At 72.1% G+C, this 11,605-nt stretch carries 10 protein-coding genes; 4 read left to right on the forward strand and 6 right to left on the reverse strand.

Annotated elements, in window-relative coordinates; genetic code table 11:
* Positions 1-1,199 (reverse strand): thioredoxin domain-containing protein (locus tag IEZ17_RS42770; RefSeq protein ID WP_229852589.1); only part of this gene is annotated, 1,199 nt, incomplete at its 3' end.
* A gap of 249 nt (positions 1,200-1,448) precedes the next feature.
* On the opposite strand from IEZ17_RS42770, the gene IEZ17_RS24175 reads away from it, so the two are divergent.
* Positions 1,449-4,721: a tetratricopeptide repeat protein gene (locus IEZ17_RS24175; protein WP_189303442.1), complete on the forward strand. Its 3,273-nt coding sequence runs from the start codon at positions 1,449-1,451 to the stop codon at positions 4,719-4,721.
* A gap of 136 nt (positions 4,722-4,857) precedes the next feature.
* Here the strand turns inward: IEZ17_RS24175 and IEZ17_RS24180 are convergent, their stop codons facing one another.
* A complete protein-coding gene (locus IEZ17_RS24180; RefSeq protein ID WP_189303444.1) occupies positions 4,858-5,106 on the reverse strand; it encodes a hypothetical protein in 249 nt (82 codons plus the stop codon).
* Positions 5,107-5,110: 4 nt separating this feature from the next.
* On the reverse strand, positions 5,111-5,983 hold the full coding sequence (mca, locus tag IEZ17_RS24185; RefSeq protein ID WP_189303446.1) for a mycothiol conjugate amidase Mca: 873 nt from the start codon (positions 5,981-5,983) through the stop codon (positions 5,111-5,113).
* Between the two features lie 130 nt (positions 5,984-6,113).
* Here mca and IEZ17_RS24190 point away from each other — a divergent pair, with 130 nt between their 5' ends.
* Both IEZ17_RS24190 and greA read left to right on the forward strand, forming a co-directional pair.
* The gene (locus IEZ17_RS24190) at positions 6,114-6,530 is read left to right on the forward strand and encodes a DUF4307 domain-containing protein (RefSeq protein ID WP_189303448.1); all 417 of its coding nucleotides are present in this window, start codon (positions 6,114-6,116) and stop codon (positions 6,528-6,530) included.
* A gap of 250 nt (positions 6,531-6,780) precedes the next feature.
* Positions 6,781-7,278 carry a transcription elongation factor GreA gene (gene greA, locus IEZ17_RS24195; protein WP_189303450.1) on the forward strand — a complete coding sequence of 166 codons (498 nt, stop codon included), beginning with the start codon at positions 6,781-6,783 and terminating at the stop codon, positions 7,276-7,278.
* Positions 7,279-7,384: 106 nt separating this feature from the next.
* On the opposite strand, the gene IEZ17_RS24200 is transcribed toward greA, so the two are convergent.
* The 3 genes from IEZ17_RS24200 to ilvA all read right to left on the reverse strand — a co-directional run bounded on the left by IEZ17_RS24200 (position 7,385) and on the right by ilvA (position 10,781).
* Entirely contained in the window at positions 7,385-8,266 is an 882-nt protein-coding gene (locus IEZ17_RS24200) for an ABC transporter permease (protein WP_189303453.1), read from the reverse strand.
* Positions 8,263-9,288: an ATP-binding cassette domain-containing protein gene (locus tag IEZ17_RS24205; protein WP_189303454.1), complete on the reverse strand. Its 1,026-nt coding sequence runs from the start codon at positions 9,286-9,288 to the stop codon at positions 8,263-8,265. The genes IEZ17_RS24200 and IEZ17_RS24205 overlap by 4 nt, the downstream gene beginning before the upstream one ends.
* Positions 9,289-9,506: 218 nt before the next feature.
* The gene (gene ilvA, locus IEZ17_RS24210; RefSeq protein WP_189303456.1) at positions 9,507-10,781 is read right to left on the reverse strand and encodes a threonine ammonia-lyase; all 1,275 of its coding nucleotides are present in this window, start codon (positions 10,779-10,781) and stop codon (positions 9,507-9,509) included.
* Positions 10,782-11,076: 295 nt separating this feature from the next.
* On the opposite strand from ilvA, the gene IEZ17_RS24215 reads away from it, so the two are divergent.
* On the forward strand, positions 11,077-11,605 hold a 529-nt coding region (locus IEZ17_RS24215), incomplete at its 3' end, for a MarR family winged helix-turn-helix transcriptional regulator (RefSeq protein WP_229852595.1).

The raw sequence follows: 11,605 nt of genomic DNA on the forward strand, positions 1-11,605 counted from the left end.
ACCCCCACCGCGCTGCCCCTCTCGATGCCGACGTCCGGGAGCCGGAGGACGGAGGCGCCCGCCTCGAAGGTGCCCTCGTCCGTGACGCCGAAGTAGGCGGCGGCGAACTCCGCGTCCTTCTCGCCCAGTACGGCGCGCAGCTGCTCGGGCGTCCATACGTAGTACGCGCCTTCGGCGTGCCGGCCGCTGCCCGTGCCGTCGTCGCTGTCCGCGTCCAGCGCCGAGGCGAAGCCGCCCTGCTCGGTGCGGAGTTCGCGGACCATGAAGTCGGCGGTCTCCAGGGCGACCCGGCGGGCCAGGTCGCTGAGTTCACCAGCGGCTCCGCCGCGGGCGGTGGCCCGCCACAGGTGAGCGTAGGCCCGGCACAGCAGGGCGTTGTCGTAGAGCATCTTCTCGAAGTGCGGAACGACCCATTCCCGGTCCACCGCATAGCGCGCGAACCCGCCGCCGAGCTGGTCGTAGATCCCGCCACGGGCCATCGCCGCGCAGGTGGCCTGCACCATTTCCAGCGCTCCGGCGGAGCCCGTCCGGGCGTGGTGGCGGAGCAGGAACTCCAGCACCATGGACGGCGGGAACTTCGGCGCACCGCCGAATCCGCCGTGCACCGCGTCGAATTCGCGGGTCAGGCCCAGCAGGGCGGCGTGCAGCTCCTCGGGACGGGGCGGGCGGCGGTCCGCGGCGGGCAGCGACTCGGCCAGCGAACGGCCCGCCAGGTCGGCGACGATCCGGCCGGCGACCTCGCCGACCTCGTCGCGGCGGTCGGCCCAGGCGCTGCGGACGCCCTCCAGGACCTGCCCGAAGGAGGGCATGCCGTGGCGGGGGCTGGGCGGGAAGTACGTACCGAAGTAGAACGGCTCGGCGTCCGGGGTCAGGAAGACGGTCATCGGCCAGCCGCCCTGGCCGGTGGCGGCCTGGACCGCCTCCATGTAGACGGCGTCGACGTCCGGGCGCTCCTCGCGGTCGACCTTGACGGACACGAAGTGCTCGTTGAGCAGCGCGGCGGTTTCCGGGTCCTCGAAGCTTTCGTGGGCCATGACGTGGCACCAGTGGCAGGAGCTGTAGCCGACGCTGAGCAGCACCGGCACGCCGCGCCGCCGCGCCTCCTCGAACGCGTCGGTGGACCACGGCCACCAGTCGACCGGGTTGTCGGCGTGCTGGAGCAGATACGGGGAAGTCTCATGAGCCAGGCGGTTCGGCATGAGGCCATCCTCTCCCAATGGGGCTGCGGGTGCCGGGAGCGGAGGGAGTTATCCACAGCCCTGCCGGAAACCGCTCGGAGACGGAAGACTGTGCGTACGCCGGTGATCACCGCCGGCGCGCGCCGCGGGGACGCAACGACGCCTCCCCGGAGCGCCGGGGGATCACCGAAGACTGCTGGAACCGCCGGAACTGCCGGAAGAACTGCTGGAAATGTCGGAAACACTGGAGACTGCTGGAGGGGGACGGGCATGCCGGGCTCACTGGCCGTGCTGCGTGACAGCCACCGGAAAGAAGCGGAAGACCTGCTGGCGCGGACCGTCGAGGAAGAGGTGCGCCGCTCGGGCGGCCGGCTCGACGGGGCCGCGCTGATCAGCCGGGCGCGCGCGGCGCTCGACGAGCTGGCGGCCTCCGCCGCCGAGGAGTACACCGCGTACGTCCGCGCGCTGGACGAGGCGGCGGCCGGTCAGCAGCCGCTCTCCGGGCGGCTGTCCCGCAAGGAGCTGAGCACCCCGACGGTGGCGACGCTGGTGGCGGCGGTGGCCGCGGTCGGTACGGACCTCCTCTACGGCACGGGCGGCGGCCCGGCGCTCGCCGCCGGCACGGCCGTCCTGGTGGCGGGCGCGGCGGCGACGGTCCTGAAGCTGACCGCGGGCCACTTCCCGGCGGCCCACCACCAGGCCGGGATGCGCGGCCAGCCGGGCGGTCCGGAGCAGCTGCGGCTCCAGTGGCTGACGGCCCTGGAGGTGCGCGGGATCCGGCCGTTCCTCGACCAGCAGCGGATGCTGACGGCGGCGGCCCGGGGCAGCGGCTCGAAGTCCAAGCCCGCCGCCTCGAAGTCCGCCCGGGGGCCTCAGCTGCGCGGTGCGGACCGCAGCGCGGCGGCCCGCCAGCGGTCCGTTCTGGAGCAGTCGTTCGCCCAACTGCCGCGCCCGGACGGCCCGTTCGCCGGGCGGCGGGCCGAGCTGACGCAGATCGCGCAGTGGGTGCACGCAGGCCGGGCGAGCACCGAGACCAAGCCGATCGTGGTGGTGCTGCACGGCGAGCCGGGCTCCGGGCGTACGGCGCTCGCGGTGCGGGCCACGCATCAGCTGCGCGATCAGTTCCGCGGCGCGTGCGTGGTGGATCTGCGCGGTGACACGCCTGGCGAGGTGCCGCTGCCGACCCGGGACGCCCTGATGCATCTGCTCAACCGCCTGGGCGCCCCGCGCGAGCAGCTGCTGTTCCGCGAGCGCCCGTCCCAGGAGCAGCACGTCAAGCGGCTCACCGAGATCTACCACCAGCATCTGACCGGCCTCCCGGTGACGGTGCTGCTGGACGACGCCTCGGACCCCGAGCAGGTGCGCGCCCTGGTGCCGGACCGCTCCGACAGCCTGGTGCTGGTCACCTCCCGGGAACCGCTGGAGCTGCCGGCGGACCTGGAGGCACGGGTGCACCAGCTGCCGGTGGGCGCGCTGGACGCGGCGGGCACCGAGGAGCTGCTGCGGGCCGCCTCCGGGGAGGAGCCGCCGGGCGAGGCCGCCCCGTACGACTCGCAGGCGATCGACCGGATCTCCGAGCTGTGCGCGGGCCTGCCGCTGGCGCTGCGGGTGGCGGGCTCCTCGCTGGAGACGCGCTCGCCGGCCTCGCTGGCCGCGGACCTGGCCGCCCACGACGCGGGGCCGGTGGAGCGGGCCCTGTCGCTGCGCTATGCCGACCAGGCGCCGCAGGCCCGGCAACTGCTGCGCCGGCTGGCCCTGGTGGGCCGGGCGAGCATGGGGGTGGCCGCCGCGGCGGCGCTGCTGGGCGTACCGAACGCGGAGGCCGAGCAGCGGCTGGCGGCGCTGGCCGGGGCCGGGCTGATCGAGCATGTCCGCGGCGAGCGCTACCGCCTGCACGCGCTGGTGCACAGCTTCGCGCACGCCCGGCTGATGGCCGAGGAGGAGCCGACCGAGCGCAGCGCGGCCCAGGAGCGGCTGATCCGCGGCTATGCGGAGCTGGCCGACTCGGTGATCCGGCTGGTCGACGGCAACACGTCCACCCGCGCCGACCGCTTCGGTTCGCACGGCTTCACGTCCCTGGACGCGGCCCTGCAATGGCTCGACGACGAGACCAGCTTCATCACGGCCGCGCTGCGGCACGCCGATCAGGAGGTCGACCAGGCGACGGTCTCGCATCTGCTGGGCGCGCTGTGCGACTACTGCCTGCTGCGCGGTGACCTCTACCGCCTGGGCGAGCTGAGCGAGCTGACCCGGGCGGTCGGCCAGGGGCTGCTGGTGCGCTCGGTGCAGTGGCGTACGGGTGTCGCCGCCCGGCAGCTGGGCGAGCTGGACCGGGCCCGGACGACCCTGTCGTCGGTGGTCGACCTGTATTTCGAGGCGCAGCATCCGGTGGGCGCCGCCCGTGCGCTGCGCGACCTGGGCATCACGCTCCAGCACCAGGGCAATCTCACCGACGCCGCGGCCAAGCTGCGCGAGGCGCTGGACCTCCAGGCCGGACCCGACATGCACGGCGACCGGGCCTGGACGCTGCACGCCCTGGCGGCGGTGGAGCGGGACCGGGCGCGGCTCCCCGAGGCGCTCGCCATGCTGCGGGAGTCGCTGGAACTCCATGAGGAGAGCGAGAGCATCCACGGCCAGGCATGGGCGCACTTCCAGCGCGGCCAGGTGTATCTCCGGATGGGCGACGTGCCGCGCGCCGAGGCCGCCCTCCAGTCGGCGATGGAGCTCTACGGCCGTACGCACGACGACCGGGGCACGGCCTGGGCGATGACCCAGCTGGCGCGGGCCCGCCTGGTGGACGGCGACCCCGGCCCCGCCGTGGACCAGCTGCGCCAGGCGCTGCCGCTGCACCACCAGCACGAGGACGCGCGCGGCGAAGCCTGGACGATGTACTACCTCGGCCAGGCGCTGGAGGAGCGCGGCGAGCACGACGCGGCGCTGCGGCAGCTGGAGCGCTCGCGGAACATGTTCAGCAGGATGCACGACGCCTACGGCCTCGCCTGCGCCCGGCACCATGCGGGCCGGGTCACCCGGGACATGCGGGCCGAGCAGACCGGCTCACTGCGCAACAGCGGCTTCGCCCGGCAGCTGCTCCAGGACGCCCGCAAGGACTTCCAGCGGATCGGGGTGGCGCACGGTGAGGCGTGGTCCCTGCTGGAACTCGTGGTCATCGACGCCGGCAACGGCCGCGCGGCCCAGGCACTGGAGCTGGCCGACGAGGCCGCGCAGATCTTCGCCGGCTACGGCGACCGGCGCGGCGAGGACTGGGCGCGCTTCCTGCGGTGCACCCTGCTGCCGTTCGCCTCACCGGGCGGTTCGGTGGTGGGCGTGGCCGTGGCGCAGGAGGAGCTGGCCCAGCTGACCCGGGAGTCGCACGACGGCCGGGACTCCAAGCTGGAGGACTGCGCGCAGACCTTCGCTCTGCTGCTGGAGCGCGGTGTGGAGCCGGAAACGGGATGGCAGGCATGGCGGCTCGGCATGGTGCCGAACCGCCACGCCCGGGAAATCATGGGGGTGCCGGTCGCGCCGACGGCCGTGGACTGACGTCACCGGCGCGCGGCGTCGCGGTACGGCTCGCTGACCGCTCGGATCAGCGAGCCGCCGGGCGCGCCGGCCGGCCGCTGCCAGACGGCCGGCCCTCGGCCGCCACCCGGTCATCGCCCCCGCGGGCCTCCGGGCGTCAGCTGGTCTTCGGCTCGGGGGCCGCCGCGGCGGCCTCGGCGGTGCCCGCCCCGCCGTCCTCCGGCGCCTCCTCGAAGTCCACCTTCCGCATCCGCTTGTTCATGGACTTCAGCAGCAGCCAGGTGGCGCCGCCCATGATCGCGAAGACGATGAAGCCGAGGACGCCGGGGGTCACCTTGTCCTTGTCGAAGCTGTCGGCAAGGGTGACGAAGTGCGTCAGGGCGAGGGTGCTGGTCGCGCTCATCATGGGCTCAATTGTTGCGGACGCCCGCGAAGAGGTCGTCCTCGGGGAGGGAGGTGTCCACGAGCGACTTCGCGAGCTCGTATTCCTCCGTCGGCCAGACCTCGCGCTGGATGTCCATCGGGACCCGGAACCATCCGCCGTCGGGGTCGATCTGGGTGGCGTGCGCGATCAGCGCCTTGTCGCGGATCTCGAAGAAGTCGGCGCACGGGATGTAGGTGGTCAGGGTGCGCTCGCGCTGCTCGAACTGCTTCCAGCGCTCCAGCCACTCCCCGTACGGCGATTCCATGCCGCGCGACAGCAGCGCCTCGTGCAGCGCGATGGTGCGCGGCTTGTTGAAGCCCTGGTTGTAGTAGAGCTTCTGCGGCTGCCAGGGCTCGCCGGCCTCCGGGTACTTCTCCGGGTCGCCGGCCGCCTCGAAGGCCACCATCGTGATCTTGTGGGTCATGATGTGGTCGGGGTGCGGGTAGCCGCCGTTCTCGTCGTAGGTCGTGATGACCTGCGGCTTGAACTCCCGGATCAGCTTCACCAGACGCCCGGCCGCGGCCTCGACGTCCTCAAGGGCGAAGCAGCCCTCGGGCAGCGGCGGCAGCGGGTCGCCCTCGGGCAGCCCGGAGTCGACGAAGCCCAGCCACTCCTGCTTGACGCCCAGGATCTCCCGGGCCTCGTCCATCTCCTTCTTGCGTACCTCGTGGATGTGCTCCTCGATGTACGGATCGCCCTGGAGTTTCGGGTTGAGGATGGACCCTCGCTCGCCCCCTGTGCAGGTGACGACCAGCACGTCCACCCCCTCGGACACGTACTTGGCCATGGTGGCCGCACCCTTGCTCGACTCGTCGTCGGGGTGGGCGTGGACCGCCATCAAACGCAGCTGCTCAGTCAAGACTCGATCCTCAGTGAAGCGCCGGAGAAGATGCCTCCTATAGTGACCGAAGCGAGGGGGCGCTGTATTCCCTGGGGCGGGGACCCCCGGGGGGTTCGTTTTCCCGGTCCCCGTACCAGGAGGATGGATCATGGCCGCGGTGCGCGAAGGGCTCCCGGACGGACGCTACGGCCGCTCCTCGGACGAGCGCACGGACCGCAAGCTCAAGATCATCGGCTCGGTGCTGGGTGTCGCGCTGCTCGGCGTGATCGGCTGGGCGGGCGTCTCGTACATCGCCGGACAGGACCTCAGCGGGCGCATCATCACCTGGGACGCGGTCTCCGACCACGCCGTCAAGGTGCACCTGGAGGTCGTCAAGGGCAAGGACGACAAGGGCGTCTGCACGCTCCGCTCGCAGGCCGTGGACGGCTCCGAGGTCGGGCGCAAGGACGTCACCGTCGACCAGCGCTCCGGGCAGGTCGACACCGAGGTCACCCTGCGGACCACGAAGAGGGCCACCAACGCCGTCCTGGTCGGCTGCACGGGAGCACCGTCGGGCAACGGCTGACCGGGCCGGCCGGGCCGGCCGGAACGGCGGCTCCGGGGAGCGCACGACGGCCTCTGACACGAACGGACGATCCTCGGTCGCCCGCCGACCGCCTCTGATCAGCGATGATGCGTTCCTGTACCGACACTGTGAATTTCCTCTTCCCCCTTTTGTGCCGGAATTGTTAGGCTCGTGGTTTCGCCCACCTGTGAAGGCGCAAACCTTCCTGGTAGGGCGTTTGATTTATCCCCAGTACCGACGAGGAGCACCTGTGACCCAGACCAGCGAGAACGTCACCTGGCTGACCCAGGAGGCGTATGACCAGCTCAAGGCCGAGCTGGAGTACCTGTCTGGTCCCGCACGCGCCGAGATCACCGAGAAGATCCAGGCGGCCCGCGAGGAAGGTGACCTGAAGGAGAACGCCGGGTACCACGCGGCCAAGGAGGAGCAGGGCAAGCAGGAGCTGCGCGTCCGCCAGCTCACCCAGCTGTTGCAGTCCGCGAAGGTCGGCGAGGCCCCCGCGGCCAACGGCGTGGTCGCTCCCGGCATGGTCGTCACCATCGCGTTCGACGGAGACCCGGACGACACCCTCTCGTTCCTTCTGGCCTCGCGTGAGTACGCGAGCTCGGACATCGAGACCTACTCCCCGCAGTCGCCGCTGGGCACCGGCGTGAACGGCAAGAAGGTCGGCGCCGACGCGGAGTACGAGCTCCCCAACGGCAAGAAGGCGAGCGTGAAGATCCTCGACGCCAAGCCGTACACCGGCTGAGCCACCGGACGTTACGAAGACGACGCCAGGGAAGCGGCCCGGAGCGAAAGGCTCCGGGCCGCTTCCTGTGTCGCCGGCGGCGTCGGCCGTCCGTCCTCGGCGGGCCTCAGGCCGTCGCCGACCGGTACTTGCGCACCGCCAGCGTCCGGAAGACCGCGATGATCAGTACGGACCAGAGCACCGAGGCCAGCACCGGGTGCTCCATCGGCCAGGCGCCGGTCACCGACCGGGGCACCCCGCCGATGGTGTTGCCGAACAGCTGCCGGGCACCGGCCACCGTGGCGCTGAAGGGGTTCCACTCCGCGATGTGCTGGAGGAAGGCCGGCATGCCGTTGACCGGGACGAAGGCGTTGGAGATGAAGGTCAGCGGGAAGAGCCAGATCAGCCCGCCGGAGGTGGCCGCCTCGGGCGTACGGACCGACAGGCCGATCAGCGCGCCGATCCAGGAGAACGCGTAGCCGAGCAGGAGCAGCAGCGCGAAGCCGCCCAGCACCTTGGCGATGTTCTCGTGGCTGCGCCAGCCGATCAGCAGCGCGACCACCGCCAGCACCACCAGCGTCAGCGCGGTCTGCACGAGGTCGGCGAGGGTGCGGCCGGTGAGCACCGCGCCGCGGGACATCGGCAGCGACCGGAACCGGTCGATCAGGCCCTTGTGCATGTCGTCGGCGATGCCCGCGCCGGCGCCGGCCGTGGCGAAGGTGACGGTCTGCGCGAAGATGCCCGCCATCAGGAATTCCCGGTACGCCCGGGCGTCGCCGGACGGGGCGCCCGGGATGTTGATCGAGCCGCCGAAGACGTAGGTGAACAGCACCACGAACATGATCGGCTGGATCAGCCCGAAGATCACGACCTCGGGGATCCGCAGCATCCGGATCAGATTGCGCTTGGCGACGACCAGGGAGTCGCGCACCGAGCGGCCGAGGCCGCCGCGCGGGCGCGGGCTCCGGAGATGGGTCTCGCTGCCGGCCGCTTCGCTCACCGCGGTCATTTCACACCCGCCGTTCTGCTCGTCTCGCCGCCGGTTCCCGCGGCGCCGCTTCCGTTTCCATCGGTGTCGTTCTCGTCCGCCGTCTCGGCGGTGTGCCCGGTCAGCGAGATGAAGACGTCGTCGAGGGTCGGGCGGCGCAGCCCGATGTCGTCGATCTCCACCCCGCGGGTGTCCAGTTCGCGGATCACCTCGGCGAGCAGCTTGGCGCCGCCGGCCACCGGGATGGTGAGCTTGCGGGTGTGCGGTTCGACCGTGCCCTCCCCCTTGGCGAAGGTGCGCAGCACCTCGTCGGCGACGGTGAGGTGCTCGGGGGCGTGCACCACGACCTCGACGCGTTCGCCGCCGGTGCGCGCCTTGAGCTGGTCGGCGGTGCCGCGGGCGATGACCTTGCCGTGGTCGACGACGCAGATGTCGTGCGCCAGGCGGTCGGCCTCCTCCAGGTACTGCGTGGTGAGCAGCAGCGTGGTGCCGCCCGCGACCAGCTCCTGGATGACGTCCCAGAGCGCCTGGCGGTTGCGCGGGTCCAGGCCGGTCGTCGGCTCGTCCATGAACATCACGGGCGGGCTGACGACCAGTGCGGCGGCGAGGTCGAGCCGGCGGCGCATACCGCCGGAGTAGGTCTTGGCGGTGCGGTCGGCGGCGTCGGCGAGGTTGAACCGCTCCAGCAGCTCGGCGGCCCGGCGCTTGGCGTCGCGCCCGCTCATCTGGTAGAGCTGGCCGACCATCACCAGATTCTCCCGGCCGGTCAAGTACTCGTCCACGGCGGCGAATTGGCCGGACAGACCGATGGAGCGGCGCACCGCGTCGGGGTGCGCGAGGACATCGATACCGGCGACCCGTGCCGTGCCCCGGTCGGGGCGGAGCAGGGTCGTCAGGACCCGTACGGCGGTGGTCTTGCCGGCACCGTTCGGGCCGAGCATTCCGAGGACGGTTCCTTCGGGGACGTCGAGATCGACGCCGTCCAGTGCCCTCACCTCGCCGAAGGTCTTCACCAGACCTTCGGCATAAATGGCGCCTGGCATATGGGTACCCCCATGATTTGGGTCAGTTCCAGAGCGAATACTACGTTTGGCGCTTTGGTGCATCCGTGTACTCAATTGCGGCATTTCTCCCGCCGCGGGGCACCCTGGCGCAACGGCCCCCCGCGACCGTGTCACTGCCCGCCGATGCTACTCCTGAACGCGATACATCGCGATACAAATTCTCGGTTCGCCCGTTTCCGGTCCGGGCCCGTGCCGGATCAGTCCGCGACGACGTCGTACCCCGCCGCGCAGAGCGCTTCGCGGACCTCCGCGCAGTGGACGGGGCCCTTGGTCTCCAGGTGGAGTTCCACCTCGACCTCGGTGAGACCGAGGCGGGGATCGGTGCGGACATGGCCGACGTCGAGGACGTTGGCGTCGACGACCGAGAGGATGCCGAGGAGGTTGGCCAGGGCGCCCGGACGGTCCGTCAGCCGCAGGCGCAGCGAGAGGTAGCGGCCGGCGGCGGCCATGCCGTGCCGGAGGATGCGCTGCATCAGGAGCGGGTCGACGTTCCCGCCCGAGAGCACCGCGACGACCGGCCCCTCGAAGGAGCGGGGCGCGGAGAGCAGCGCCGCCACCGGGCTCGCGCCGGCCGGCTCCACGACCAGCTTGGCGCGTTCGAGGCAGAGCAGGAGGGCGCTGGAGAGCTCGTCCTCGGAGACCGTACGGACCTCGTCCACAAGGGCGTTGACGATGCCGAACGGCACATCGCCGGGCCGCCCGACCTTGATCCCGTCGGCCATCGTCGTCAGCGGCTCGATGGCCACCGGGCGTCCGGCCGCGAGCGACGGCGGATAGCAGGCCGCAGCCGCCGCCTGCACGCCGATGACCTTCACGTCCGGCCGCAGCGCCTTGACCGCGAGGGCGATCCCCGCCGCGAGCCCGCCGCCGCCGACCCCGACGACGACCGTCCGCACCTCCGGGCACTGCTCCAGGATCTCCAGGCCGACCGTGCCCTGGCCGGCGATGATGTCGCGGTGGTCGAAGGGGTGGATGAAGACCGCGCCGGTCTGCCGCGCGTATTCCTGGGCGGCGGCCAGCGTCTCGTCGACGACCTGGCCGTGCAGCCGCACCTCGGCGCCGTACTCGCGGGTCGCCGCGACCTTCGGCAGCGGGGCGCCGACCGGCATGAACACCGTCGAGCGGACGCCCAGCAGGGACGCCGCCAGCGCCACCCCCTGCGCGTGGTTGCCCGCGCTGGCCGCCACCACACCCGCCGCCCGCTCCTCAACTGAGAGCCTGGCGATCCGCACATAGGCGCCGCGGATCTTGAACGAGCCGGTGCGCTGGAGGTTCTCGCACTTGAGGTGGACCGGGGTGCCGACCAGCCCGGACAGATAGCGGCTGCCCTCCATGGCGGTGGCGCGGGAGACGCCGGAGAGCAGCTTGTGCGCCTCGCGTACGTCCTCGACCGTGATCCCGGCGGGCAGTTCCCCGCCGGCGGGCGCGGATCCGGTGGGCCCCTGCGGGGCACGCGGCGTGTGGTCGGCCATGCGGCCAGTCTCGCAGTTCGGCCACCAACGGGCTTTTCCGGCCAGATGGCGGACACCGGCGGGTCGCACGGTGCGCCGGGGCGGCGGCGGGCACCCGGTACGGACGGCGGCGAGCGGTCGCCCGACCTGGAACGGCTCGCCCGCCCGCGGCCGTTCCGCCGCCCTTCACGCAGGCGCATCGCGCCGTGAACCTTCACGCAACGTGACCGCAGGCGACAGCACCGGTACGGCCCGCGCCGGGTCCGCGTACGCTGTCACCCCATCCATACGCACCTCCATGAAGCGAGCCCCGGCCATGCCCACCTCTCCGGACATGACGACCCACACCGACCCCGCTCTTCTCGACGCGCTACAGCACCAAGTGGCCGTCTTCGCCCGCCGCGCCGAACAGAGCCGGCTCGGCGGCGTCGGGCAGGCGCGGAACTCCATGGACCGCGCCGCCTATCTGCTGCTCAACCGCCTGGACCAGGAAGGCCCCATGGGCGTCAAGGCCCTGGCCTGCGGTATGGGCATCGACTCCTCCACGGTCACCCGGCAGGTCGCCCCGCTGGTCGACGCCGGGCTGGTCAGCCGTGCCACGCACCCCGAGGACGGCCGCGCGGTGGTGCTCGAACTGTCCGAGCGCGGCCATGCCCGCCTCGACGAGGTGCGGGCCTCCCGGCGGGCGCTGATGGCGCTGGTGACGGAGGAGTGGAGCGAAGAGGAACGCGCCGCGTTCTGCACGCTCCTGACACGCTTCAACGCCTCCCTCGCCGACCTCACCGCCCTCGCGCCGGGCGGTCCGGCGGGACCGGCGGGACCGGCGGTCCCCGCGGGTCCGGCGT

The sequence above is a fragment of the Streptomyces albospinus genome (genome assembly GCF_014648695.1).
Lineage (GTDB): Bacteria > Actinomycetota > Actinomycetes > Streptomycetales > Streptomycetaceae > Streptomyces > Streptomyces albospinus.

Coding starts and splice junctions, on each gene's coding strand:
- ilvA (WP_189303456.1), bottom strand. CDS start 10,781: ATGGCCGACCACACGCCGCGTGCCCCGCAGGGGCCCACCGGATCCGCG.
- IEZ17_RS24175 (WP_189303442.1), top strand. CDS start 1,449: ATGCCGGGCTCACTGGCCGTGCTGCGTGACAGCCACCGGAAAGAAGCG.
- IEZ17_RS24205 (WP_189303454.1), bottom strand. CDS start 9,288: ATGCCAGGCGCCATTTATGCCGAAGGTCTGGTGAAGACCTTCGGCGAG.
- IEZ17_RS24200 (WP_189303453.1), bottom strand. CDS start 8,266: ATGACCGCGGTGAGCGAAGCGGCCGGCAGCGAGACCCATCTCCGGAGC.
- IEZ17_RS24190 (WP_189303448.1), top strand. CDS start 6,114: ATGGCCGCGGTGCGCGAAGGGCTCCCGGACGGACGCTACGGCCGCTCC.
- IEZ17_RS24180 (WP_189303444.1), bottom strand. CDS start 5,106: ATGATGAGCGCGACCAGCACCCTCGCCCTGACGCACTTCGTCACCCTT.